This window comes from Pseudomonas sp. PB101 (assembly GCF_009764265.1).
Taxonomy (GTDB): domain Bacteria; phylum Pseudomonadota; class Gammaproteobacteria; order Pseudomonadales; family Pseudomonadaceae; genus Aquipseudomonas.
On sequence record NZ_RWIR01000035.1, the window covers coordinates 66,917 to 92,543 of the forward strand.

Genomic DNA, 25,627 nt, shown 5'->3' on the forward strand with positions numbered 1-25,627 from the left:
CCTACAAATTCATCGCAACCCTGTGGGAGCTGGCTTGCCAGCGATGAACGATAACGCGGTGTGATGGATCAACAACTACCAAGGAACCACCATGACTGACCAACCTGCCCCCGCCCTCAAGGAAATCTTCAACGCCGAGCGCCTCAAGCACATCGCCACAGAGATGACGGCGGTGTATCCCGATTTTGAGGGCAAAAAATTCCTCAAGCTGGCCCAATCCGGCCTGGCGGACCTCAGCGTGATGCAGCGCATGGCCCGGGTCAGCGAGTGCCTCCACGCGGTGTTGCCGCTGGACTACGAGGCGTCGCTGCAGGTGCTGCGCGCCCTCGCCCCGCGTCTGAACAGCGGTTTTGTCAGCATGTGCCTGCCGCACTATGTCGCCACCTATGGCGCCCATGCGTTCGACGTATCGATGGACGCGCTGAAGTACTTCACTACCTTCGGCTCCTCGGAATTCGCGATCCGCCATTTCCTGCGCAGCGACCTCGAGCGTTCGCTGCGGCTGATGCATGACTGGTCGCTGGATGACAACGAACACGTACGGCGCCTGGCCAGTGAAGGCTGTCGGCCACGCCTGCCCTGGTCATTCCGGCTGGAACCGGTTCAGGCCGATCCGACACTCGCGGCGAAAATCCTCGACAACCTCAAGGCCGACACCAGTCTCTACGTGCGCAAGTCCGTGGCCAATCACCTCAACGACATCACCAAGGATCACCCCGACTGGGTGCTGGACCTGATCGAAGGCTGGGCGCTGGACGACCGGCACAGCGCATGGATCGCCAGACACGCCTTGCGCAGCCTGATCAAACAGGGCAACCAGCGGGCGCTGGCGATCATCGGCGCGGGCGGCAAGCCTGAAGTGGAGATCGTCGATGTGAAAGTCGAACCGCCGGTGATTGGCCTGGGCGAAAAGATCACCCTGTCGTTTGCCGTCCGATCGACCGTTGAAACCAGTCAGCGCCTGGTCATCGATTACGCCATCGACTACGTCAAGGCCAACGGCAGCACCTCGGCGAAGGTGTTCAAGCTCAAGGCGCTGACATTGCCCGGCAATGCGCTCGAAGCCGTCAGCCGTGGCCAGCACATCAAGGAACTCACCACCCGCCGGCATTATGCGGGGCGCCATGCGGTGCATGTCATGGTCAATGGTGAACGGCTGGCCAGTACGGCGTTCGAGATTCTTGTTTAAAACTTGAGATGGATATTGGATGTGCCGCCGCCATCGCGGGCAAGCCCGCTCCCACAGGTTTTTGTGTTGTTCACACTAACTGTGTAACACAGCAGATCCCTGTGGGAGCTGGCTTGCCAGCGATGGCGCCAACTCAGGCACCGCCCAACAACAACCCCTGCTCCCGCTCACACAACTCCACCACATAATCCCACAACACCCGCAGCCGCACCGACTTGTGCAGCTCCCGACGAGTACTGATCCAGTAACTGCGCTGGATGCTTTCGTCCGGCAGCAACGGCACCAGACCGGGATCGGCGCTGGCCATGTAGCACGGCAGCACCGCGATCCCCAGGCCTGAGCGCGCGGCCTGTTGCTGGGCGATCACGCTGGTGCTGTGAAACACCACCCGCGGGTTGCGGCAGAAACTGTTGAGGAACATCAGTTCCTGGCTGAACAGCAGGTCATCGACGTAACCGATCCAGGCGTGGCGCCCCAGGTCTTCACGGCTGTGCAGCGGTGGCGAACGGTCGAGGTAGTCCTGGCTGGCGTACAGCGCCAGGCGATAGTCAGTGAGTTTGCGCGTGACCAGCATGTCGGCGGCCGGACGCTCCAGGTGGATGCTGATTTCCGCCTCGCGGTTGAGGATGCTGACAAAACGCGGCACCGCCACCAGTTCCACTTCCAGCCCCGGATAACGCTCGAACAAGCCGTTCATGCGACTGGCGAGGAACATGATGCCCAGCCCCTCCGTCACCCCGACGCGGATCTTGCCCAGCGGCGCGGTGGACTGAGTGATTTCCTCCTGGGCGAGCAGCGCCACGTTCTCCATGGCCTCGGCGTGTTTAAGCAACGCCTCGCCCGCCGGGGTCATCTCATAGCCCTGGGCATGCTGGACGAACAACGCCGTGCCGAGACTCTTTTCGATGGCCTCGATGTGCCGTGCCACGGTGGCATGGGTGGTGTTCAGGCGACGGGCTGCCGTGAGCAATCGCCCGCTGCGCTGCAATTCGAGAAAAAACCGCAGGTCATTCCAGTCGAACATGAAGCGTCCTTGTTCTTTGCTGTTCGGGATGCTGTTTAAAAACGCACAGCGGCTGCGCAAAAACTAACATTCTTTTGACGAAAGCTAACAACTAGGATGACAGACAACAAGAACAACAAACGAGGTCAGGGATGCAGGCTTCCCTTGATGAATACGATTACATCGTGGTCGGGGCCGGGCCGGCCGGGTGTCTGCTGGCCAATCGACTGTCGGCCAACCCGCAACAGCGCGTATTGCTGCTCGAAGCCGGCGGCCGCGACAACTATGCCTGGATCCACATCCCCGTTGGTTACCTGTACTGCATCGGCAACCCGCGCACCGACTGGTGTTTCAAGACCGAAGCGCAACCGGGGTTGCAAGGCCGCGCCCTGAGCTACCCGCGCGGCAAGGTGCTGGGCGGCTGCTCCTCGATCAACGGCATGATCTACATGCGCGGCCAGGCCGGCGACTACGATAGCTGGGCCGCCGACGGCAATCCTGGCTGGAGCTGGCAAGACGTGTTGCCACTGTTTAAACAGAGTGAAAATCACTTTGCCGGCGCCGCCGAATTTCACGGCGCCGCGGGCGAATGGCGAGTGGAACGCCAGCGCCTGTCATGGCCGATTCTCGACGCCTTCCGCAGCGCCGCCGAACAAAGCGGCATCGCCGGCATCGATGACTTCAACCAGGGCGACAACGAAGGTTGCGGCTATTTCCAGGTCAATCAGAAGTCCGGTATCCGCTGGAATGCGGCCAAGGCCTTTCTCAAACCGGTGCGCCAGCGTCCCAACCTCACTGTACTGACCGGGGTCGAAGTCGACCGCGTGCTGCTGGACAATGGCCGCGCAGCGGCGGTCAGCGCCCGCTGGCAAGGCCAGGCGAAAACCTTCAAGGCCCGCAAGGAAATCATCCTCTGCGCCGGCTCGGTGGGTTCGCCGGGCATCCTGCAACGTTCCGGCATCGGCCCGCGCCCGCTGCTGGAACGGCTGGGCATCGGCGTCGCCCATGAGCTGCCCGGTGTCGGCGGCAATTTGCAGGATCACCTGCAACTGCGACTGATCTACAAGCTGGAAAACGCCCGCACCCTGAACCAGATTGCCGGCAGCCTGTGGGGCAAGATGGGCATGGGCCTGCGCTACCTGTACGACCGCAGCGGGCCGCTGTCCATGGCGCCAAGCCAGTTGGGCGCCTTTGCCCGCTCGGGGCCGGAACAGACCTCGGCCAACCTTGAATATCACGTGCAGCCGCTGTCGCTGGAGCGCTTTGGCGAACCGCTGCATGCCTTCCCGGCATTCACCGCATCGGTCTGTGATTTGCGCCCGCAAAGCCGTGGCCGGGTGGATATCCGCTCGGCCGATCCGCAGGAAGCACCGCTGATCCAGCCCAACTACCTCAGCCACCCCGAAGACCTGCGGGTCGCCGCCGACGCCATCCGCCTGACCCGGCGCATCGTTGCCGCACCGGCCTTGCGTGCCTTCAACCCGGTGGAATACCTGCCCGGCGCCAGCCTGCAAAGTGAAGAACAACTGCACGAAGCCGCCGCGCGCATCGGCACGACGATTTTCCATCCGGTGGGCACCTGCCGCATGGGCAACGACGCCGACGCCGTGGTCGATGCGCAACTCAAGGTCCACGGCGTCCCCGGCCTGCGCATCGCCGACGCCTCGATCATGCCGCGCATCACCTCGGGCAACACCTGCTCGCCGACGCTGATGATTGCCGAGAAGGCGGCGCAGATGATTCTCAACCCAGACGCAAGGAAACTCACTCAACCCATGGAGCTGGCAGCAAACATCTGAACACGGACAAATGTAGGAGCCGGCTTGCTGGCGATTGCGGCGAATCAGTCAACATTGATTTCGCGCCAGACAACGTCATCGCCAGCAAGCCGGCTCCTACACAAACGAATACACCCGATGCATCGATGTAGCGGCACCCGCCCACAAGGCCGGCGCCGACAGTGGAACAACAAAAACAATCACTGTGAGGGATACCGGTATGTCAGAACACGTTCAGCCCCTGGAAGCCGTGCGCAGCGCGGGCACCAGTCAGGAAACCCAGAAAGTCATCTTCGCCTCGTCCCTGGGGACGGTCTTCGAGTGGTACGACTTTTTCCTCTATGGCGCCCTCGCGGCGGTGATCAGCAAACAGTTCTTCGCCGGGGTCAACGACACCACGGCGTTCATCTTCGCCCTGATGGCCTTCGCCGCCGGCTTCATCGTCCGCCCGTTCGGCGCGCTGCTATTCGGCCGGTTGGGGGACATGATCGGACGCAAGTACACCTTCCTCGCCACCATCATCCTCATGGGCGTGGCGACGTTCTGTGTCGGGCTGCTGCCGACCTACGCGAGCATCGGCATCGCCGCGCCGATCATCCTGGTGGTGCTGCGCATGCTCCAGGGCCTGGCCCTGGGCGGTGAATACGGCGGCGCCGCGACCTACGTGGCCGAGCACGCACCGATCGGCAAGCGCGGCTTCCACACCAGCTGGATTCAGTCCACCGCGACCCTGGGCCTGTTGCTGTCGCTGCTGGTCGTGCTGGGCTGCCGCTACTTCACCGGCGATCAGTTCGAAGTCTGGGGCTGGCGCATTCCGTTCCTGTTTTCCATCGTGCTGCTGGGCATCTCGACCTGGATTCGCATGAGCCTGCACGAGTCGCCGGCCTTCGTGAAAATGAAGGAAGAAGGCAAGCTGTGCAAGCAGCCGATTCGCGACTCCTTCGGCAAATGGGAAAACCTCAAGGTGGTGTTGATCGCCCTGTTCAGCATCAATGCCGGGCAAGCGGTGACCTTCTACGCGGCGCAATTCTATGTGCTGTTCTTCCTCACCCAGTTCCTGAAAATGGACCCGGCGGTGGCCAACGGCTTGCTGATCGTCAGCGTGACCATTGGCGCACCCTTCTTCATTTTCTTCGGCTGGCTGTCGGACAAGGTCGGGCGCAAACCGGTGCTGATGCTCGGCCTGTTGCTGGCCACCGCATTGTACTTCCCGATCTTCAAGACCCTGGCCCACTACGCCAACCCGGCGATCGACCAGGCCAGCCGCCAGGCACCGATCACCGTGATGGCCGACCCGGCCACCTGCACCTTCCAGTTCGACCCGGTGGGCAAGGCGAAATTCGACAGCCCGTGCGACAAGGTCAAGACCTTCCTGGTCAAGCAGGGCCTGCCGTACCAAAGCGCAGCAGCCCCGGTCGGCAGTGGCGTGCAGGTGAGCGTCGGTGACGTGAAGATCGACGGTTTCGACGAAGCCGCCCTGCGCGGCGCGGTGACCCTCGCCGGCTACCCGCAACAGGCGGACATGCAGCAGATCAACAAACCGATGATCGTCGCGCTGATCGTCGCGCTGATCATCATCTCGGCGATGTGCTACGGCCCGCTGGCGGCGTTGATGGTCGAACTGTTCCCGACCCGCATCCGCTACACCTCGATGTCCCTGCCCTACCACATCGGCAACGGCTGGTTCGGCGGCTTCCTGCCAACCGTGTCGTTCGCGTTGGTGGTGTACACCGGGGACATCTTCTACGGGCTGTGGTATCCGGTGGTGATCACCGGGGTGAGCCTGGTGGTGGGGATGATTTGCCTGCGTGAGACACGCAACGTCGATCTCGACAAGAACTGAGGTCGTGCCTGCCGACGAGGGAGCTCGCTCCCTCGTCGCGTTGATCAGACTTCGGCGTCAAGCAACTCGAACTTCACCTGATCCGGATAGAACGCCACGTATTCGCGTATCTGCTCTACCGATATCTTGGGGTTCTCATAACTCCACACCGCATTGGCAGCCTCATGCCCCGGCACCTGCAAACTGAAATAACTGGCATCGCCCTTGTACGGGCAATAACTGGTGTGGTCGGTGCGTGCGTAATACTTCTCGTCGATGTCCTCTCGCGGCACGTAGTACACCGGCGGGTAATTGGCCTCCAGCAACACCAGCGCGCGAGCCGAAGCGGCGACCTGAATGCCGTGGAACCTCACCAACAGACAACCAGGCTGCTCGGCGATGGTGATGACAGGGCTAGGACCGGAGCTTTTCATGGAAAACCTTCCTCATGACGGTGATGGACCTGCAAATCGATGATGATGGTGTTGGTGGTGGTGTGGGAGCGTGGCTTGCCCGCGATGGGCCGCACAGCAGCCCCAAAACCTGAAACCACGATTCATCAGGTATAACCCAAGTTTTACCCTCGCGACGGCTTCACAGCCGAACGGGAGCGACACACCAAGCTGTACATCCATACAGATAAAGATTGCTCCATCGCCCATCAACCGCCATTCTGTGCACCTCTGGCACATTAGATCGACGATGGTGGTTATGCGGCTGTACCTCTGTGAAAAACCTTCCCAGGCCAAAGACATTGCGGCAGTCCTCGGCGCCCGGCGCCGGGGCGATGGCTGCTGGCTGGGAACGGACGTCACGGTGACCTGGTGCATCGGCCACCTGCTGGAGACCGCACCGCCGGATGCCTACGACGCGCGCTACAAGCGCTGGGTGCTGGCCGACCTGCCGATCATCCCCGAAAAGTGGAAGATGACCGTCAAGCCGCGCACCGCCAGCCAGTACAAGGCGGTCAAGCGCCTGCTCGGTGAAGCGTCCGAATTGATCATTGCCACGGACGCCGACCGCGAGGGCGAGATGATCGCCCGGGAACTGGTGGAGCATTGCCGTTATCGCGGGCCGATCCGCCGCCTCTGGCTGTCGGCGCTGGACGATGCATCCATCCGCAAGGCCCTCGCGGCCCTCAAACCGGGCAACGAAACCTTCAGCCTCTATCACTCGGCCCTGGGGCGCTCCCGGGCCGACTGGCTGATCGGCATGAACATGAGCCGACTGTTTACCTTGCTCGGGCGCCAGTCTGGCTATCAGGGTGTGTTGCCGGTGGGCCGAGTGCAAACGCCGACCTTACGCCTGGTGGTGGATCGCGATCGCAGCATCGCCGACTTTGTGCCCGTCGCCTATTGGGCCATCGACGTGCAACTGCTGCACAACGACACCGCGTTCACCGCGCAATGGCGCGCCGCGTCCGACGTTTGTGATGATCAGGACCGCTGCCTGAATCAGGCGCTGGCACAACAAGCAGCTGAGGCCATGCGCGGTGCGGCCAGTGCGCGGGTGATCAAGCTGCGCACCGAACGGATGCGCGAAGTGGCCCCGCTGCCGTTCGACCTGGGCACCCTGCAGGAGGTCTGCTCGAAGAAGCTCGGCCTCGGCGCCCAGGAAACCCTCGACATTGCCCAGGCGCTGTACGAAACCTACAAAGTCATCACCTATCCGCGCAGTGATTGCGGCTACTTGCCCCTCAGCCAACACAGCGAGGCGCCGGCCATCCTGGCGGCGTTGCGCCAGGCCGATCCGGCGTTGAACGCCTTGCACGATCACCTGGATCCGCAACGCCGCTCACGAGCCTGGAACGATGCCAGGGTCAGCGCTCACCACGGCATCATCCCCACCGCTGCGGCGAAGAATCTCGACAAGCTGGCGGGCAAGCAGCGCGCGGTCTACACGCTGATCCGTGCGCGCTACCTGGCGCAGTTCCTGCCCAACCACGAATACGACCGCACCCAGGCCGACTTCGACTGCGCGGGCCAGGCGCTGCGCGCGGTCGGCAAGCAGATCATCGAACCGGGCTGGAAACGCGCCCTGCCCGAAGCCCTGGCGCCGGCCAAGGGACGCGAAGCCCCGGCGCCGCAGACCCTGCCCAACCTCGCCGAAGGCATCGATTGCGCAGTGGCCGGCGTGCAACTCAAGGACCTCTGGACACAACCGCCGAAGCCGTTCACCGAAGGCGATCTGATCAAGGCTATGAAGAACGTCGCCAAACTGGTGGAAGACCCGCTGCTCAAGCAAAAGCTCAAGGACACCACCGGCATCGGCACCGAAGCGACCCGCGCCTCGATCATCCAGGGCCTCCTCGACCGTGGTTATCTGGTCAAGCACGGCAAGGCCCTGGCCGCCACACCGGCCGCGTTCAGCCTGATCGATGCCGTACCGCGAGCCATCGCCGATCCGGGCACCACGGCGATCTGGGAACAGGCCCTGGACATGGTGCAAAGCGGGGAAATGAGCCTGGAAGAATTCGTCACCAAACAGGCGGCGTGGATGAGCAAGCAAGTCAGTCGCTGCGCCGGGCTGAGTTTGACCATCAGCGGCCCGCCACCCACCGGCTCCGCCGCAGCCCCATGGAAGAAAAAGCGCAAAGGCACTGCGCGCAAACCAGCAAGCGGCACCAGGCGCAAGGCAAAACCGGCAAGCAACCCTCAAACCTGACACCGAACCCTGTGGCGAGCTCCCTCGCCACAAATTACTTGTCGCCAACCATAATGAATTGGTGTCCCTGCCCCGGCGTAACTGGAGCCAACCCGTATGTCTTCGATTGAACTGCACGCCGCCCAACGCGATGAACTGGATACCATCGAGAACCTGATGCAGTTCTACACCTACGACTTCAGCGAATGGTTGCCATTGAAGCTGGGCGAATACGGACTCTTCAACATCCTGCCCATGCCCGACTACTGGCGACACCCGGCCACCCGCCCCTTCCTGATCAAGGTCGACGGGGAACTGGCCGGCTTCGTCACCGTGGATAACCAGGTCCATCTACCCGGCGCCGACTACAACATCGGCTATCTGTTTGTCAGCCGAGGTTTCCGTGGCCGGGGTGTCGCGCGATTTGTCGTATCCACCCTCTTGAGCCGGTTCCCCGGTCAATGGCAGATTTTCCATATCGACACGAACAGGCCGGCACGCCTGTTCTGGACCGCCGTAATGCCGGGGCTTGGCGTTGACGGGCTCACCTTGCATCAGCAGGTAGTTGACGGCCATCCCTGCACTTTTTACCGCTTTGAGTGTCCGTCTTTGTTGCCCTGACCGACGCGCCCCCGACTCCCCTCGCTAATTCCGAACAGCTTTGTCCGACAATATGTAGTGACTGAAAATATTCACTACAAAACCGTTGACGCCTCCGATTTGCCCTTGCATGATGCAGACGTCTCCCCGATCGGGAGTACAGGCAACACGTTTGAGCAAGCTCGTCTGACCGCCGAGCTGTTTTTCCCGGATACACGCTGCCCACAAGGCAGATTGAAGAAGCTGACCTGGCCTGAACGTCCAGTACAAGGGCGAGAAGACTTGGCGAGCAATCCTCATGATGCTTGTGGCCGACCCTGAAAACGTCGGCAGTGGCCTTAAGGTTTTCGCCGCTTCTCTTCGTTGTGACGCTATTGCGTAGCAGTTATTCAACACGACTACATGCAACAGACGCAGGACCCCGCCCGATAAGGCGGTCGAACGCTGACGTCCTGGTTTCGGTGCCAGGGATCAACTAACCGATGGGCTACCTGTATTAGCGAATCAACTTTGAAAGATCACCAATTGGTCAAGGGGCATTATGATGAATCTGAACAATCAACCAACTATCGATGAACTGGCTCGTATGTTCGCTGCAAAAAAAGACAGCCACGACAACCATATTCTCTGGATCAGCAAGTGTGGCCAGGTTCATATCGACTGCCTGTCGCCGCATGCCCATGAAGCAGAGTTCGACCAGAACAACCAGAACCTGCTGGCCCGACTGAAGATGTACCGTCGCGGCCAGGGCTATGTCGGCAAGAAAGCCGCAGCCGACAAGGACTTCATCGGTAATGTTCTGCAAACCCTGAAACAGGCCTGGGCCTCGATGCAGGGCCAGAACGAAGTTCGGGTGATTGACCGGCTCTACTGATTACTATTGATACACAAAGCCTGCTCCCAATAAGGAGCAGGCTTTTTTATGCCCATACAAAGATCAAATGTGGGAGCGGGCTTGCTCGCGAATACGGTGTGTCAGATAACACTCTGCCAATTGATACACGTAGTCTCCTGTAGGAGCTGGCTTGCCAGCGATGGTCGATAACGATAACGCTTGGGTACCGGGTAACCGCGGCGCACTGGAGTCCATCGCCAGCAAGCCGGCTCCTACAGCGGGTTTGTGGTGTTCAGGAAAAATCGGTGCCTGACACCAACTGCACAAACGCCAGCGCCGCCGCACTGTGGTAGTTGTTCTTGCGCCGCAGCAATGCCGCCCCGCGCTCAGGCGCTGTGCCCTGCATGCTAAGCCTGCGTAATGCCCGATCCTGGGTGGCGATGGGTTCCGGCAGGATGGTGGCGATGGCGCAGTGTCGGATGACTTCCAGCAGCGTGTTGACCGAGTTCACTTCAATCAGCACATTGGGCGTGATCTGCACCTGAGTGAAGTACTCATCAATGCACGTGCGAGTGAAGTAGTCCGGGGTCAGCAGGGCAAACTCAAGCCGGCCCACCTCTTCGGCGGACAGCGCGCCCTGATGTTCGTAGAGCGGATGATCCCGCCCGACCATCAACCCCAGGGTCTCGGTAAACGCCGGGATCGATTCGATGTCAGCACTCCGCACCTGATCAAACGCAATCGCGATATCCAGCGAGTCATCCGCCAGCCCAGCCTCGATCTCGTCCATCGACAACTCGAAAATCTCCAAGTGGATGTTCGGGTAGCGCGCCACGTAGTCGCGCACCAGCGGCCCTACCAGATAGGCCATGAAGGTCGGTGTCATGGCCAGGCGCAGGGTGCCGCGGGACAAATCCTTCACATCATGCAACGCACGCTTGCCCGCCTCCAGCTCCACCAATACCCGCCGCGCACAGGCAATGTAAGCCTCACCGGCATCGGTGGGTTTGACCGTGCGCGAAGTACGGTCGAACAGGCTCACACCGAGGGACTCTTCCAGCTGCCGGATCTGCTGCGACAAGGTCGGCTGGGACACGTGCAGCACTTCGGCGGCGCGGGTGAATCCACCCTGGTCGGCCACCGCTAGCAGGTAACGCAAATGTCGAAGCAACATGGGACTCTCCATCTATAGGCTGTACTTATGGATTGCATTGTATATCGGTCTTGGACGCTATGGATGGATCGGCAGAAGATGGCCCCACACCCAAGCAACACCCCTCCCGATAGGAGAATCACCATGCAACAATCCCATGCCTACAACGACCCAAGCCTGGCCCTGACCACTTCTGTCCTGGATGCCAAGGCGCGCAAAAACCTGTCGTGGCAGGACCTGGCCGACGGTACCGGCCTGAGCCTGGCCTACGTCACCGCCGCCCTGCTCGGTCAGCACCCACTGCCGGAAGCTGCCGCCCAGGTAGTCGGCGACAAACTGGAGCTGGACGCCGACGCCGTGGCCCGACTGCAGATCATTCCGCTGCGCGGCAGCCTCTCGGGTGTGCCGACCGACCCGACCATCTACCGCTTCCACGAAATGATCCAGATCTACGGCACCACCCTCAAGGCCCTGGTCCATGAGCAGTTCGGCGACGGCATCATCAGCGCGATCAACTTCAAGCTCGACATGAAGAAAGTCGAAGATCCGGAAGGCGGTTCCCGCGCGGTCATCACCCTCGACGGCAAGTTCCTGCCCCTGCGTCCTTTCTAAGTTGATAGCGGCCCGCACGACCGGTGCGGGCCGAACCCTGCTCATCCAAGAGGAAGCGATCATGAAAGCACTCATCGACGGTTTTCTGAAGTTCCAGAAAGAAGCCTTTCCGCAACGCACCGACCTGTTCAAGCACCTGGCCACCACCCAACACCCGGGCACGCTGTTCATCACCTGCTCCGACAGCCGTGTCGTGCCGGAACTGCTGACCCAACAAGAGCCCGGTGAACTGTTCGTGATCCGTAACGCCGGCAACATCGTGCCGTCCTACAGCCCGCACCCGGGTGGCGTGTCGGCCACGGTCGAATACGCCGTCGCGGTGCTCGGTGTCACCGACATCGTGATCTGCGGTCATTCGGACTGTGGTGCCATGACGGCGGTGGCCAAGTGCACCTGCATGGACCACCTGCCCGCCGTCAGCGGCTGGCTGCAACATGCCGAGTCGGCAAAAGTGATCAACGAGGCGCGGCCACACGCCAGTGAGGCGGCCAAGGTCAGTTCGATGGTTCGCGAGAATGTCATCGCCCAACTGGCCAACATCCAGACGCACCCGAGCGTGCGCCTGGCCCAGGAAAAAGGCCTGCTGAACCTGCATGGCTGGGTGTACGACATCGAGACCGGTTCGATCGACGCGCTGGATGCCGACAGCCGCAGCTTCGTGTCGCTGGTCGAGCACCCGCACACCTGTGCCGTATCGGCCAGGGCAATCAAAGCCGCCTGATCAGAACCACCGCTTGATCAAAAAAGTGACCGCCCTTGCAGCGGTCACAGCTTCGGCTCTCTCAGCGTTTGACGCCCAGATCGACCTGGGTCATGCGGCTACGAATGGTGAACACACCATCCCCCGAAAGAATCGCACTGCGCGCAAACAGGCGCCCGCTCTCCCAGTTCGAAAGCCCCAGTTCCGGCTTGTTCAGCGCGTACTGGCCGTCGACCCAACGGGTGATGCCATTGCCGACAAAAGGCGCGTTGACCGCGTTGTAGAAACGCTCCTGGGCCTCGGCACTTTCACTGATCAACGACACGGTGAATTGCGGGCTGTAGCGATTGAACAAGGCAATGGCGCTGTCCAGGTCGTCGACGATCTTCAGGCTGACTTCCGGGGTTTCTTCCCACTCCCACTCGCGGCCCAATTGATCTTCCGGCAACGGCTCGGCCTGCGCCTCGGTCTGATTACCTTCGGCGCGGTACACCTCGACCGTTGCCGTCAGCCAGTCTTGCGGCAGGTGCGACTCGCTGCCTTCGACGATGTGCAGCTTGCAGCCCTGCCCCCGTGCGGTGCCGGCCTGCTTGAGTGCATCGAGGAACAGCGGCACCAGCTCAGCGGCGCGATCGCGGTGGATCAGGCAGACGTTCAGGGTGTTGCAGACTTTGCGGTCCAGGGAGTTGCGCACCACGGCGGCAAAGCGCCCGGCGTCGGCATCGGCGTTGGCGATCAGCCAGGCGCCACCGGTGCCGTGCAGGCTGACCGCCGTGCCGGCCTGCTGGGCGATGCTGCCCAACTGGCTGACGGCGCGACCCGAACCACGGGCCACCGCCAGTGACAGGCGTCGATCCGCGAACATCGCCCAACCGGCGGCGTGGTTGACACTTTCCACCAGCGACACCGCACCGGCCGGCAAACCGGCGTCGCTCAGTGCAGGGTTCAACGCATGGGTGACGATCGCCTGGGCCGTGCCCAACGCATCGCTGCCAATGCGCAGCACGGCGGTGTTGCCGGTGCGCAACACCCCGGCCGCATCGGCAAACACATTTGGCCGGCCTTCGAAAACGAACGCGACGATGCCCAACGGCGAGACCACTTGCTCGACTTTCCAGCCATCGTGCTCGACGCAACTGATCACCTTGCCACGGCTGGCCGCTGCATCACGCCAGGCGCGCAGGCCGGCGATCATGTCGCGACGCATGCGCTCGTCGGCCAGCAAGCGGGTGGTCGATCGACCGCGCGCCTTGGCCCGCTCGATGTCGGCCAGGTTGGCGGCCTCGATCAGCGCCCAGCATTGCGGGGTTTCCAGGCGCTGGGCAAACAGGTCGAAGAAGGCGCTGATGGCTTGATCGGAAACCGCCGACATTGCGGTAAACGCCGCCTGGGCGCGCTCGATCGCAACGTTGGCCGCTTGCTGGTCCGCCACGGGGATCAACAGCAATTCGCCGCTGACCTGCTCCACCAGCAGATGGTCACCGGGCTGGAAGCGTTGCGCCAGTTCGGGGCTGACGACAGTGACACGATTACCGGCGAAAGGGATGGGCGTGCCAGCGACTAGACGTTCGAGCGCAAGAGACATGAAGCGGTTACACCATGCAATGGGCGGCCGGAAAATGTATAGCAATTTCCCTGTGGGAGCGAGCTGTGGCGAGGGTACCGGTTACGTATCTCAATGTGTACAACCCCGCCACCGACACACCCCACACGCAAAACCCCACCCCGACGACACACCGCAGATACACCCCGTTGATGAAATACGCCTGTCGATTGGCCCGGCCGATCAAAGCGTTCAACTCACGGGACATGCCGTTGCCCCGCCTCCCCGACCTGAAAGAGATCAACGTCCATGAACATCTCCATTTCTTCGGCCGTCAAAGGCCTGCACCTGAACCTCGACCGTGCCGGCGACTGGGTTGCCCCCCTGGCGCTGAGAGCGTTCCTCGCCTGGGAATTTTTCGAGTCCGGCCTGGAAAAATTAAACGGCCAGAACTGGTTTGCCGACATCCAGGAGCGCTTCCCGTTTCCGTTCGACCACATTCCGGCGGCGCTGAACTGGGAACTGTCGATGTGGGCCGAACTGATCTTCGCCATGACCTTGCTGGTGGGCCTGGGCACACGTTTTTCGGCGTTGAGCCTGATGGTGGTGACCCTGGTCGCAACCGCTGCCGTGCATTGGCCCGCCGACTGGCACAGCCTGAGTGAACTTGCCCAAGGCTATGCCATCAGCAACAAGGGTTACGGCAACTTCAAACTGCCTTTGATCTACCTTGTGGCGCTCACGCCGTTGTTGTTGTCGGGTGCCGGCAAGCTCAGCATCGATGCGCTGCTGACCCGTTTCTTCTGGCGTCGTTGAAACGAATCCTGCAACGCAATCCTTGTAGGAGCCGGCCTGCCGGCGATGGACTCAAGTGCGCCGCGTTTATCCTGGATACACGCGTTATCGTTGACGACCATCGCTGGCAAGCCAGCTCCTACAATAGACCCCGCAATATCTGTAGGAGCCGGCTTGCCGGCGATGGCCTCAAGTGCGCCGCGCTTATCCGGTTCACTCGCGTTATCGTGAACAAGGGCCAGTCCCCTGTTTTTTTTGCCTGAAACCAACGAAGCATCTCACCGAGGAATTGAAGGATGTCACTGACTCTTTATTTCCATCCGCTCTCGTCGTTCTGCCACAAAGCGTTGATCGCGTTTTATGAACTGGACATCAAGTTTGAAAAACGGATCATCGACCTGGGCAACGCTGCCGATCGGGCCGAGCTTCAAGCGTTGTGGCCGCTCGGCAAGTTCCCGGTCATTCGCGACCACGCGCGGAACAAGGCTGTGCCGGAATCGAGCGTGATCATCGAGTACCTGGATCGGCAGGCGAACTTGATACCCGAGGCTTGGGAAGCCGCCCTGGAAGTCAAGCTGTGGGATCGTTTTTTCGACCTTCACGTGCAGGTGCCGATGCAGAAGATCGTCGCCGACCGAATAAATGCCGCAAACGGCGATCTGACCCGCGAACGCGCCGCGCTGACAACCGCGTACGGCATGCTTGAACACCAACTGACGGGAAAAACCTGGGTGGCCGGCCCGGCGTTCAGCATGGCCGACTGCGCCGCCGCCCCGGCGCTGTTCTACGCCAGCACCCTCGTCCCCTTTGCCGATGAGCATCGCCACCTGTGCGCTTACTTCGACAGGTTGGTCCAACGACCCTCGGTCAATCGGGTGATCGACGAGGCGAGACCGTATTTTTCCATGTATCCGTTTGCCGAGGCTATTGCGCCACGGTTTCGGTGACGGTGATCGGCCGACAAAAAAAATCCCCGTGATCCATCAAGCAATGGATCACGGGGATCAGCAAATAATGCCTGCGTGCAATCAGGCCGGAACGCCCAGGATGATGTGGGAAGCCTTGATCACTGCCGTGGCGCTGACGCCGGCTGCCAGACCCAGTTCCGCCACCGCATCGCGGGTCACGATCGAATAGACCTTCGAGCCGCCGGCCAGCTCGATGACCACTTCAGCATTGACCGCACCATCGGTAACGCTCAGTACCTTGCCCTCCAGGCAGTTGCGCGCCGACAGGCGAATGTCACTCGACTCGGTCATCAACATCACCCAGGGCGCCTTGATCAGCGCAACGGCTTCTTTGCCGACAGCGATGCCCAGACTCTTGATGCTTTCCATGGTGACCACGGCAACCAGTTGTTCGCCACCCGCCAGGGTCAGCACCACTTCGGCGTTGACTGCGCCTGGCTGGACCTGGCTGACTTTGCCTTTGAATACGTTGCGTGCACTGACTTTCATTTGAGGCGTCCTTTTCTTGACTTTAAAGTTAGGAAACGGCGTGCATCATCAGTGTAGGCGCTATGTAGAAGCAACTACAGCGCAGCTCTGGCTCAGTGACGGATGGCCGCAGCCGGGAAGTTTTCATGAAACGCGCCGAACCGACGAATAATAACCATTCGTCGAGTGTTATCTGATTGCGCGGGAAGAAAATGGCAGGGGCGGCTGGATTCGAACCAACGCATGGCAGGATCAAAACCTGCTGCCTTACCGCTTGGCGACGCCCCTGTATCTGTTGCGATGAGTGCCTGGCACTCGCTTTCTTGAGCGGCAACAAGAGCTGTTGCCTGCTTGCGTGACGGGCTCTGTGAGGGCCTGTGCAAGAGTGGGCGGGAATTTACCAACTTTTGCCTCGTCTGGGAAGCCCCTGATAAAACAATTTGTTTTTTAAAACAGACGCTTAGTGTTGAGCCGAATCTCGGGGGAGTACTCGACGCACATTCTGCCCGACCGCGTCTGCTACGCTTTTCCTTGAACGGATCGAATCGGGAATCGTTTGCGTAGCACCCTTCCTTTGCCATTTGAGGGCAGCAAATGTGAAAGGCAAATTGATGAGCACCGTTGCAACCCTGGTGGTGGTCGGGGCCGCGATTTATGGGCTCAACACCTGGGAACACATCGAGAGCCAGCGACAGGAAGCGGTCTGCAGGGCCGCCCGGGAGCATCTCAACGGGCTGGAAACCCAGGCGCGCGCCCTGGCCTCCGGGTTGACGGTAGAAGCCTATGCCGAAGCCGAGAAAGCCGAGGCCGGCCAGTTGGTCCTGGCACTTGATACGGCCAAGGATGAAGCCGAGGTCAACGCCGTCATCGATAAACACTCCGCTGCCGTCGAAGCGCAGATAACCGCCGAAGACGCAGAGGTCCAGTCCCGGGGCGATCAACCCTTCCTCGGCCAGGAACTCAAGAAGCAACGCATTCCCACCGACATCAAACAGGAATTCAAACGCGCTGAAAAAGCCGTCGCCGACACCTGTGGCTAGTGTCGTTCACCCCTCCGGATTTTTCGCCAGCGTCTAGACTCCAGCAAGAACAGATTGCACCCCGACTCCGCGTTTATAACAAATAAAAATAACGACAAACGAGGACGCCCCCGCTTTGAAAATATCCATCTTCTGCGCCATGGCGAGCCTGCTGGTGTCGTTCGCGGTGTCTGCCAACGGCGTGATTCCTGTCCTCGAACTGGATTTCACACGGTCTGCGACGGAGACCCTGAAAAAAGCCGGCATCAACGACGCGTGCATCATCGGTGCCTCGAATCCTGTTGCGTTCACTTATTGCCGGGAAGGATCGAAGACTCTCTGGAAGTATCAGGCACTGGACCTGGACCAGATGGCGGAGCTGCACAGTGATGCAACGAAGCCCTCGACGGTCTACCAGCCGATTTCTGTCCTGGAGTTCAACAGCCCGGCCTGTGAGCACGAGGACAGCCAGGCCGCCAGCGGAAAACCGGCCACGGTACGCTGGGCGATCCTCGGCCTTCTGGCCATTTCCCTGCTGATCGGCTTGCGCTACAGCTATCGGGCCATGCTGCAGCGCCGCCAGGACGACTCCGCGTACCCGCCACTCCCTGAACAAGCGTCGAGTGAATTCCAGCCGAGCGCACAGACAAAAGCCCTGGCAGCGTTTGGCCTCGCCGTTGCCGTGGCAGTCGTTTATTTCAATTACACGGGATTTTGAACAACAGGTGAGCACGCCGTTGCGGCGCGCTCACCGGTCACTCAGTGCGGTGCGCGCGGGATGGTCTTGAGCAGGTCTTCGGGGCTGATGTGACCGACCACGCTGCCCGGTTGCGGCAGGTTGAGGATGTGGCCCTTCATCTTGCCGATGATGTGCATCTCGCAAGGCTTGCAGTCGAACTTCAACGTCAGCACTTCATCGCCGTGAATCAACTGCATCGGCGCGACCTTGGTGCGCACGCCGGTCACGCCCTTGGCCTGTTTCGGGCACAGGTTGAAGGAGAAACGCAGGCAGTGCTTGGTGATCATCACCGGCACTTCACCCGCCTCCTCGTGGGCCTCGTAGGCCGCATCGATCAGCTTGACGCCATGGCGGTGATAGAAGTCGCGGGCCTTCTGGTTGTAGACGTTGGCCAGGAACGACAGGTGCGAGTCCGGGTACACCGGCGGCGGTGTGGTTTCGGCCTTGCGGCTGCCACGCGGGTGCGCGGCGACCCGCGCTTCGGTCAAGGCTTCAATCACTTCACGACGCAAGGCCTTGAGCTGCGAGTTCGGGATGAAGTACGCCTGCGGCGCGTCCAGCCTGATATCGATGGCGTGGTACTGCGTAGTGCCGAGTTGTCCGAGCAGATCCTGCAATTGTTCCAGCGCCTGCTCCGGCTTGTTGGCCGCGCCGAACGGGCCGGCCAGCGTGACGCTGGCGCTGATGCCTTCCTCGCTGGTCGCGGTCAGTTCCAGCTGTTCTTCACGCAGGCGCGCGACCCAGCTCAGGGCGATGCGACGCTCGGCAGAGGTCTTTTGCAGCGCCTGTTGCCAGTTGTGATCCAGATTGCGATTCAGCGGATGGTTGGGGCGCAGCTTGTACATCCCCTCCGGCATCTCATTGGGCTCGACGCGATAGCGATAGCGCTTCTCGCCGTCTTCCTCGAACTCGCCTTTCGGTTCGGCGATGTTGGCGCGGAAACCCACCACTTCACGCTTGACCAGCACGTTGAGACCGTCGCCGTTGGACAGCGGCTCGTGCGTCACGACCTGCATGTCACGCTTGGCGACTTTCTCGACCACACCTACCGGTAGACCGGTGAAGGTCGGCGAGTCAAAGGCGCCGATATCGATCTTGCGGTCAGTGACGAAGTAATCGGTGCTGCCACGGTGGAAGGTCTTTTCCGGGTCGGGCAGGAAGAAGTGCGCGGTGCGGCCACTGGAAGCACGGGCCAGGTCCGGGCGGTCTTCGAGCACGGCGTCGAGGCGCTGGCGGTAGTAGGCGGTGATGTTTTTCACATAGCCCATGTCCTTGTAGCGGCCTTCGATCTTGAACGAGCGCACGCCGGCCTCGACCAGCGCGCGGATGTTGGCGCTCTGGTTGTTGTCCTTCATCGACAGCAGGTGCTTTTCGTAAGCGATCACGCCACCCTTTTCGTCCTTGAGGGTGTACGGCAGGCGACAGGCCTGGGAGCAATCGCCACGGTTGGCGCTGCGCCCGGTCTGCGCGTGGGAAATGTTGCACTGGCCGGAAAACGCCACGCACAACGCGCCATGGATAAAGAACTCGACGGCCGCGTCGGTTTCGTCGGCGATGGCGCGGATCTCCTGGAGATTCAGCTCGCGGGCCAGCACCAGTTGCGAGAAACCGGCCTGATCGAGGAACTTCGCCCGTTCCAGCGTACGGATGTCCGTCTGGGTGCTGGCGTGCAGTTCGATCGGCGGAATGTCCAGCTCCATCACACCCAGGTCCTGGACGATCAGCGCATCGACGCCGGCGTCGTACAACTGGTGGATCAGCTTGCGCGCCGGCTCCAGTTCGTTGTCGTGCAGGATCGTGTTGATGGTGGTGAAGATCCGCGCGTGATAACGACGGGCGAATTCCACCAGTTCGGCGATCTCGCTCACCTCGTTGCAGGCGTTGTGGCGGGCGCCGAAGCTCGGGCCACCGATGTACACGGCATCGGCGCCATGCAGGATGGCCTCGCGGGCGATGCTCACATCGCGGGCAGGGCTGAGCAATTCCAGGTGATGTTTGGGCAAAGACATAGTTTTTTTAGTCAGGCTTGTCACGGTCGAGGCGTGCATTGTAGCGGCGAATCGCCCGACCGGCACCCGTATGCTGCCGGGTGGCGCATCAAGCGGACCTGGCCGGCCTCCATCCCCGTAGGAGCGAGCCTGCTCGCGATGAACACAAGGGCGACGCGTGCATACAGAATGCCCGCGTCATCGTTGACGTGCATCGCGAGCAAGCTCGCTCCTACAAGCGGGGTTTATGGCGCACTCGGAAAGTGTGCACAACACCATTCAACTGTGGGAGCGGGCTTGCCCGCGATGGCGGTAGAACAGTCAAAATTGATGTCGACTGACACGCCGCCATCGCGAGCAAGCTCGCTCCCACATGGGAGGGGTATGTCGGAATTCAACTGTGGGAGCGAGCCTGCTCGCGATGAACACAAGGGCGACGCGTGCATACAGAATGCCCGCGTCATCGTTGACGTCCATCGCGAGCAAGCTCGCTCCTACAAGGGGGTTTTATGGCGTACTCGGAAAGTGTGCACAACACCATTCAACTGTGGGAGCGAGCCTGCTCGCGATGAACACAAGGGCGACGCGTGCATACAGGATGCCCGCGTCATCGTTGACGTCCATCGCGAGCAGGCTCGCTCCTACAAGGGGTTTTGTGGTGTTGATTCAGGCCTTGGCCGCCATGGCGGTGACTTCCACGCGCATGCCTTCTACCGCCAACGCGGCAACCCCGACGGCTGCGCGTACCGGCCATGGCTTGGCGAAGTAGCGTTTGTAGACTTCGTTGAACGCGGCGCGGTCGGCCATGTCGGTGAGGTAGATGGTCAGGTGCATCACGCGGTCCATGGAGCTGCCGGCACGTTCCAGCGCAACCTTCAGCGCTTGCAGGGTGCATTCGCTTTGCAAAGTGATGTCGCCCAGTTCCAGGCTGCCGTCGGCGCGGGTGGGGATCTGGGTGGAGACCAGCACACCGGCGAAACCGATGACGTCGGAAGAAATCGAATCGGCATCGAGGTCGGGCGTGAAGGTCAGGTCGTGGTTTGCCATGGGGGATCTCTTGCTTGAAGAAGTGGAAAGGCCAGCGCCTTTTGCGCGGCCAGTTTACAGGGCCATTGCCGGCGCGTCGCTAATCCAGGCCGGACGGTTGCGCGTGGCCGGTGGCCTGGCGGTACTGGCGCGGAGTGAAACCGGTCAAGGCCTTGAACTGCCGGGTGAACGCACTGTGGTCGGTATAGCCGCACTGCAGGGCGACCTCGGTGATCGGCATCTCGGTAAGCAGCAACCGGTGCGCGTGTTCCAGGCGAACCTTCTGGATCATCTGCCGGGGCGTCAGGTGGAACACACGCTTGCAGTAGCGTTCCAGTTGCGCCACGGAAATCCCGGCGATGCGCGTCAGCTCACCGAGGGTGACGCGCCGGTTGAAATGCGCGCGAATGTGTTCGTCCACCGCTGCCAGGCGCTGGTACGCCGGGTGCGTGTCGCTGGCTGATTGCAGGTCGACCGAGATGCCCGCCAGGCCGATGATTTCATTGCGGCGGTTGTACAGCGGGCGCTTGTGGGTCAGGCACCAGCCCGGCTCGCGGCTGCCGTACAGATGCAACTCCAGCTGGTCCTCCAGCACAAAGCCCTGCTCCAGCACGCGCCGGTCCTGTTCGGTGTAGCCAGGCCCCAATTGCTCGGGAAACACCTCGGCGCTGGTCTTGCCCAGCAGCGGTTTCAGGTGTTTCAAACCGCAGCGTTGCACCAGCGTGCGGTTGGCCATGACATACCGCGCCTGCACATCCTTGATGAAGATCGCGGCATTGGGAATCACATCGAGCATGGGCAGCAACAGCGCAATGCCGGCCAGCAGTTGTTCGATGGATTCGGGGCGGTTCGAGTCGTCGCCCTGGCACAACAGCGCAAATGCATCCTCAGTCATCAACCGACCCCTCGCAAAAATCAGACAGCTGCCATTGTGCTGATTTCGTCATCGACACCCAAGCAAAACATCAATCGCGAGCACGCCGCCAGGTTCAATCTATGCCCACCGCCCTCCTCGGCAAAACCGAAAAGAGGCGATTTGAAGTGCACACCTGCCTATCCAAAAACTCACAAGAAGGCGATGTAATGTCAGGCCAAGGCAAGTTCAAAAAACAACTTTCGTTGATAGACCTCACGTTTATCGGACTGGGGGCCATCTTCGGCTCCGGCTGGTTGTTCGCAGCCAGTCACGTCTCCGCCATCGCCGGGCCGGCGGGAATTTTTTCCTGGCTGCTGGGCGGTTTTGCGGTGTTGCTGCTGGGCATCGTGTACTGCGAACTCGGCGCCGCACTGCCGCGTGCCGGCGGGGTGATTCGCTACCCGGTCTACTCCCACGGCCCGCTGCTGGGTTACCTGATGGGCTTCATCACGCTGATCGCGTTTTCCAGCCTGGTGGCCATCGAGGTGGTCGCCGCGCGCCAGTACGCCGCTGCGTGGTTTCCCGCATTGACCCAGGCCGGTTCCAGCAACCCGACGGCGCTTGGCTGGCTGCTCCAGTTCGGCCTGCTGTGCCTGTTCTTCATGCTCAACTACTACAGCGTGAAGACGTTCGCCAAGGCCAACAACCTGATCAGCATGTTCAAGTTCATCGTGCCGTTGCTGGTGATCGGTGTGCTGTTCACCTTCTTCAAGCCGGAGAACTTCCAGGCCCAGGGCTTCATGCCGTTCGGACTGTCCGGTGTCGAGATGGCGGTGTCCGCCGGCGGCATTATCTTCGCCTACCTGGGGCTGACACCGATCATCTCGGTGGCCAGCGAAGTGAAGAATCCGCAACGCACCATCCCGATTGCACTGATCCTCTCCGTGCTGCTGTCCACCGCGATCTATGTGTTGCTGCAAGTGGCGTTCCTCGGCGGCGTGCCCACCGAAATGCTCGCCAACGGTTGGGCCGGCGTCGCCAAGGAACTGGCCCTGCCATACCGCGACATCGCCCTGGCCCTGGGTGTGGGTTGGCTGGCCTACCTGGTGGTGGCCGACGCGGTGATCTCCCCCAGCGGCTGCGGCAACATCTACATGAACGCCACCCCGCGGGTGATCTACGGCTGGGCGCAGACCGGTACCTTCTTCAAGGTCTTCACGCGCATCGACGAAAAGTCCGGCATCCCGCGCCCGGCGCTGTGGCTGACCTTTGCCCTGTCGGTGTTCTGGACCCTGCCCTTCCCTTCGTGGGAAGCGCTGATCAACGTGGTCTCCGCCGCGCTGGTATTGAGCTACGCCGTCGCCCCGGTGTCGGTGGCCGCCCTGCGCCGCAATGCGCCGGACATGCCGCGCCCGTTCCGAGTCAAGCACATGGGCGTGCTCGGGCCAGTGTCGTTCATCATCGCCGCGCTGATCGTCTACTGGTCCGGCTGGAACACCGTGTCCTGGCTGCTCGGCCTGCAGATCCTGATGTTCGTGGTGTACCTGCTGTGTGGTCGCTTCGTGCCGACCCAACACCTGAGCCTGGCCCAGCAAGTGCGCTCCTCGGCATGGCTGATCGGTTTCTACGCCGTGACCATCGTGCTGTCCTGGCTCGGCAGTTTCGGCGGCATGGGTGTGCTCACCCATCCATTCGACACCCTGGTCGTGGCGGCCTGCGCCATGGGCATCTACTACTGGGGCGCGGCCACCGGCGTGCCGGCGCATCTGGTTCGCCTGGACGCCGAGGACGGTGAAGAAGAAGCCGATCCCGCCTACCGCGCCCAGCGTCCGATCGGTGTGTCTGCCCAACCCGCTCGCTGAAATTCAGGCCGGCAAAACCTGCGTGTTCCTCTAATGGATGTGTTTATGAAAAAAGTACATGTCATTGATTCCCACACCGGCGGCGAGCCGACTCGCCTGGTGATGTCGGGCCTGCCCCAGCTGGCTGGCCGGACCATGGCCGAGAAGCGCGATACCTTCCGCGAGCAGCATGACCAATGGCGTCGCGCCTGCCTGCTGGAGCCCCGTGGCAACGATGTGCTGGTGGGTGCGCTGTATTGCGAACCGGTGTCGCCGGATGCCACTTGCGGCGTGATCTTCTTCAACAACGCCGGCTACCTCGGCATGTGCGGCCACGGCACCATCGGCCTGGTCAACTCGCTGCAGCACCTGGGGCATATCCAGCCCGGCGAGCACAAGATTGATACGCCGGTCGGCCCTGTCAGCGCTACGTTGCATGAAGACGGCAACGTCACCCTGCGCAACGTGCCCGCCTACCGCTACCGCCGACAGGTGCCGGTCGAAGTGCCGGGGCATGGCCGCGTGTACGGCGACATCGCCTGGGGTGGCAACTGGTTCTTCCTGGTATCCGAGCACGGCCAGGCCTTGCAGATGGACAACGTCGACTTTCTCACCGAATACACCTGGGCAATGCTCAAGGCCCTCGAGGACCAGGGCATCCACGGTGAAGACGGCGCGCTGATCGACCACATCGAACTGTTCGCCGACGACGACCACGCCGACAGCCGCAACTTCGTCATGTGCCCCGGCAAGGCCTACGACCGCTCGCCCTGCGGCACCGGCACCAGCGCCAAACTCGCGTGCCTGGCGGCCGACGGCAAACTGGCCGCCGGTGAACGCTGGGTCCAGGCCAGCATCACCGCCAGCCAGTTCATCGGCAGCTACGAATGGGAGGGCGAACGCATCATCCCTTTCATCACCGGCCGCGCCTACATGACCGCCGACAGCACCTTGCTGATCGACGAACAAGATCCCTTTGCGTGGGGCATTTGAGCCGCCACGTTTCTTCCTTCACCCGATCTGCATCAACGCTTCAAGGAGTATCAACAAAATGAGCGACAACATTTTCACTGGCTGCATCCCTGCCCTGATGACCCCGTGCACCGCCGAGCGCAAGCCCGACTTCGACGCACTGGTGGCCAAGGGTCGCGAGCTGATCGACATCGGCATGAGCGCAGTGGTGTATTGCGGTTCCATGGGTGACTGGCCGCTGCTGACCGAAGCCGAGCGCCAGGAAGGCGTGGCGCGCCTGGTGGCCGCCGGTGTGCCGACCATCGTCGGCACCGGTGCGGTCAACAGCCGCGAAGCTGTTTCCCATGCGGCACACGCAGCCAAAGTGGGCGCCCAGGGCTTGATGGTCATCCCTCGCGTGCTGTCCCGTGGCGCCTCGGCCACCGCGCAAAAAGCCCACTTCGCGGCGATTCTCGAAGCGGCTCCAGGCCTGCCGGCAGTGATCTACAACAGCCCTTACTACGGCTTCGCCACCCGCGCCGACCTGTTCTTCGAACTGCGTCGCGAGTACCCGAACCTGATCGGCTTCAAGGAGTTCGGCGGTGCCGCCGACATGCGCTACGCCGCCGAACACATCACCTCCAGGGACGATGACGTGACCCTGATGGTCGGTGTCGACACCCAGGTGGTGCATGGTTTCGTCAACTGCAACGCCACCGGCTCCATCACCGGCATCGGCAACGCCCTGCCGCGCGAAGTGTTGCGCCTGGTGGCCCTGAGCAAACAAGCGGCCAAGGGCGATGCCAAGGCACGTCGCCAGGCACGGGAGCTGGAATCGGCACTGGCAGTGCTGTCGTCCTTCGATGAGGGCTGCGACCTGGTGCTCTATTACAAGCACCTGATGGTGCTCAATGGCGACAAGGAATACAGCCTGCACTTCAACGAGACCGACGTGCTCAGCGATGCCCAGCGTCGTTACGCCGAGAACCAGTACGCGCTGTTCCGTCAGTGGTACGAGCAGTGGTCGGCCGAGCAGAACTTCGCCTGACGTACAGCGGCGTGCCAATGCGCGCCGCTTTTATTTTCGCCAACGCCCCG

At 61.5% G+C, this 25,627-nt stretch carries 23 protein-coding genes and 1 tRNA gene; 15 read left to right on the plus strand and 9 right to left on the minus strand.

Going from position 1 to position 25,627, the window contains the following annotated elements:
* The first annotated feature begins 91 nt into the window (after positions 1-91).
* Positions 92-1,189: a DNA alkylation repair protein gene (locus EI969_RS11065; protein WP_160387831.1), complete on the plus strand. Its 1,098-nt coding sequence runs from the start codon at positions 92-94 to the stop codon at positions 1,187-1,189.
* A 133-nt stretch (positions 1,190-1,322) separates the two neighbouring features.
* Here the strand turns inward: EI969_RS11065 and EI969_RS11070 are convergent, their stop codons facing one another.
* On the minus strand, positions 1,323-2,213 hold the full coding sequence (locus tag EI969_RS11070) for a LysR family transcriptional regulator (RefSeq protein ID WP_160387832.1): 891 nt from the start codon (positions 2,211-2,213) through the stop codon (positions 1,323-1,325).
* A gap of 131 nt (positions 2,214-2,344) precedes the next feature.
* On the opposite strand from EI969_RS11070, the gene EI969_RS11075 reads away from it, so the two are divergent.
* Positions 2,345-3,991 (plus strand): GMC family oxidoreductase, encoded by a 1,647-nt coding sequence (locus EI969_RS11075; protein ID WP_160387833.1) that lies wholly within the window; start codon positions 2,345-2,347, stop codon positions 3,989-3,991.
* 199 nt (positions 3,992-4,190) lie between these two features.
* Positions 4,191-5,813, plus strand: a complete 1,623-nt coding sequence (locus EI969_RS11080; RefSeq protein WP_160387834.1) for an MFS transporter — start codon at positions 4,191-4,193, stop codon at positions 5,811-5,813.
* Between the two features lie 44 nt (positions 5,814-5,857).
* On the opposite strand, the gene EI969_RS11085 is transcribed toward EI969_RS11080, so the two are convergent.
* A complete protein-coding gene (locus EI969_RS11085) occupies positions 5,858-6,226 on the minus strand; it encodes a DUF427 domain-containing protein (RefSeq protein WP_160387835.1) in 369 nt (122 codons plus the stop codon).
* Positions 6,227-6,503: 277 nt separating this feature from the next.
* Here EI969_RS11085 and EI969_RS11090 point away from each other — a divergent pair, with 277 nt between their 5' ends.
* The 3 genes from EI969_RS11090 (at position 6,504) to EI969_RS11100 (ending at position 9,909) form a co-directional block, all read left to right on the plus strand.
* A complete protein-coding gene (locus tag EI969_RS11090; protein WP_256678294.1) occupies positions 6,504-8,456 on the plus strand; it encodes a DNA topoisomerase III in 1,953 nt (650 codons plus the stop codon).
* 96 nt (positions 8,457-8,552) lie between these two features.
* Positions 8,553-9,056 carry a GNAT family N-acetyltransferase gene (locus EI969_RS11095; RefSeq protein ID WP_160387837.1) on the plus strand — a complete coding sequence of 168 codons (504 nt, stop codon included), beginning with the start codon at positions 8,553-8,555 and terminating at the stop codon, positions 9,054-9,056.
* A 523-nt stretch (positions 9,057-9,579) separates the two neighbouring features.
* Positions 9,580-9,909 (plus strand): hypothetical protein, encoded by a 330-nt coding sequence (locus EI969_RS11100; protein ID WP_110662543.1) that lies wholly within the window; start codon positions 9,580-9,582, stop codon positions 9,907-9,909.
* 253 nt (positions 9,910-10,162) lie between these two features.
* Here EI969_RS11100 and cynR read toward each other — a convergent pair whose 3' ends face one another.
* Complete coding sequence (gene cynR / locus EI969_RS11105) at positions 10,163-11,044, minus strand: transcriptional regulator CynR (RefSeq protein WP_160387838.1); 882 nt, start codon at positions 11,042-11,044, stop codon at positions 10,163-10,165.
* 123 nt (positions 11,045-11,167) lie between these two features.
* Between cynR and cynS the strand changes: the two genes are divergently transcribed.
* Both cynS and EI969_RS11115 read left to right on the plus strand, forming a co-directional pair.
* Positions 11,168-11,635 (plus strand): cyanase, encoded by a 468-nt coding sequence (gene cynS, locus EI969_RS11110; RefSeq protein ID WP_160387839.1) that lies wholly within the window; start codon positions 11,168-11,170, stop codon positions 11,633-11,635.
* Positions 11,636-11,696: 61 nt separating this feature from the next.
* A complete protein-coding gene (locus EI969_RS11115; protein ID WP_160387840.1) occupies positions 11,697-12,356 on the plus strand; it encodes a carbonic anhydrase in 660 nt (219 codons plus the stop codon).
* A 61-nt stretch (positions 12,357-12,417) separates the two neighbouring features.
* Here the strand turns inward: EI969_RS11115 and EI969_RS11120 are convergent, their stop codons facing one another.
* Complete coding sequence (locus EI969_RS11120; protein WP_160387841.1) at positions 12,418-13,920, minus strand: aldehyde dehydrogenase family protein; 1,503 nt, start codon at positions 13,918-13,920, stop codon at positions 12,418-12,420.
* A 267-nt stretch (positions 13,921-14,187) separates the two neighbouring features.
* Between EI969_RS11120 and EI969_RS11125 the strand changes: the two genes are divergently transcribed.
* Both EI969_RS11125 and EI969_RS11130 read left to right on the plus strand, forming a co-directional pair.
* The gene (locus EI969_RS11125; protein ID WP_160387842.1) at positions 14,188-14,694 is read left to right on the plus strand and encodes a DoxX family protein; all 507 of its coding nucleotides are present in this window, start codon (positions 14,188-14,190) and stop codon (positions 14,692-14,694) included.
* A 275-nt stretch (positions 14,695-14,969) separates the two neighbouring features.
* The gene (locus EI969_RS11130; protein WP_160387843.1) at positions 14,970-15,620 is read left to right on the plus strand and encodes a glutathione S-transferase family protein; all 651 of its coding nucleotides are present in this window, start codon (positions 14,970-14,972) and stop codon (positions 15,618-15,620) included.
* A gap of 81 nt (positions 15,621-15,701) precedes the next feature.
* On the opposite strand, the gene EI969_RS11135 is transcribed toward EI969_RS11130, so the two are convergent.
* Together EI969_RS11135 and EI969_RS11140 are read right to left on the minus strand one after the other, a co-directional pair.
* On the minus strand, positions 15,702-16,130 hold the full coding sequence (locus EI969_RS11135) for a molybdopterin-binding protein (RefSeq protein ID WP_160387844.1): 429 nt from the start codon (positions 16,128-16,130) through the stop codon (positions 15,702-15,704).
* Between the two features lie 192 nt (positions 16,131-16,322).
* Positions 16,323-16,397: transfer RNA gene (locus tag EI969_RS11140), tRNA-Gln, on the minus strand.
* A gap of 323 nt (positions 16,398-16,720) precedes the next feature.
* Here EI969_RS11140 and EI969_RS11145 point away from each other — a divergent pair.
* Positions 16,721-17,149, plus strand: a complete 429-nt coding sequence (locus tag EI969_RS11145) for a hypothetical protein (RefSeq protein WP_160387845.1) — start codon at positions 16,721-16,723, stop codon at positions 17,147-17,149.
* A gap of 115 nt (positions 17,150-17,264) precedes the next feature.
* Complete coding sequence (locus EI969_RS11150) at positions 17,265-17,846, plus strand: hypothetical protein (protein WP_256678295.1); 582 nt, start codon at positions 17,265-17,267, stop codon at positions 17,844-17,846.
* A 41-nt stretch (positions 17,847-17,887) separates the two neighbouring features.
* Here EI969_RS11150 and EI969_RS11155 read toward each other — a convergent pair whose 3' ends face one another.
* The 3 genes from EI969_RS11155 to EI969_RS11165 all read right to left on the minus strand — a co-directional run bounded on the left by EI969_RS11155 (position 17,888) and on the right by EI969_RS11165 (position 21,776).
* Positions 17,888-19,876, minus strand: a complete 1,989-nt coding sequence (locus tag EI969_RS11155) for a U32 family peptidase (protein ID WP_160387846.1) — start codon at positions 19,874-19,876, stop codon at positions 17,888-17,890.
* 645 nt (positions 19,877-20,521) lie between these two features.
* The gene (locus EI969_RS11160; RefSeq protein ID WP_150717662.1) at positions 20,522-20,902 is read right to left on the minus strand and encodes a RidA family protein; all 381 of its coding nucleotides are present in this window, start codon (positions 20,900-20,902) and stop codon (positions 20,522-20,524) included.
* Between the two features lie 79 nt (positions 20,903-20,981).
* The gene (locus EI969_RS11165; RefSeq protein ID WP_160387847.1) at positions 20,982-21,776 is read right to left on the minus strand and encodes an AraC family transcriptional regulator; all 795 of its coding nucleotides are present in this window, start codon (positions 21,774-21,776) and stop codon (positions 20,982-20,984) included.
* A gap of 188 nt (positions 21,777-21,964) precedes the next feature.
* Here EI969_RS11165 and EI969_RS11170 point away from each other — a divergent pair, with 188 nt between their 5' ends.
* The 3 genes from EI969_RS11170 to EI969_RS11180 are packed head-to-tail and all read left to right on the plus strand — an operon-like array spanning position 21,965 to position 25,577.
* A complete protein-coding gene (locus tag EI969_RS11170) occupies positions 21,965-23,599 on the plus strand; it encodes an APC family permease (RefSeq protein WP_160387848.1) in 1,635 nt (544 codons plus the stop codon).
* A 45-nt stretch (positions 23,600-23,644) separates the two neighbouring features.
* Entirely contained in the window at positions 23,645-24,571 is a 927-nt protein-coding gene (locus EI969_RS11175; RefSeq protein ID WP_160387849.1) for a 4-hydroxyproline epimerase, read from the plus strand.
* Between the two features lie 58 nt (positions 24,572-24,629).
* Positions 24,630-25,577 carry a dihydrodipicolinate synthase family protein gene (locus EI969_RS11180; protein WP_160387850.1) on the plus strand — a complete coding sequence of 316 codons (948 nt, stop codon included), beginning with the start codon at positions 24,630-24,632 and terminating at the stop codon, positions 25,575-25,577.
* Positions 25,578-25,627: the final 50 nt, after the last annotated feature.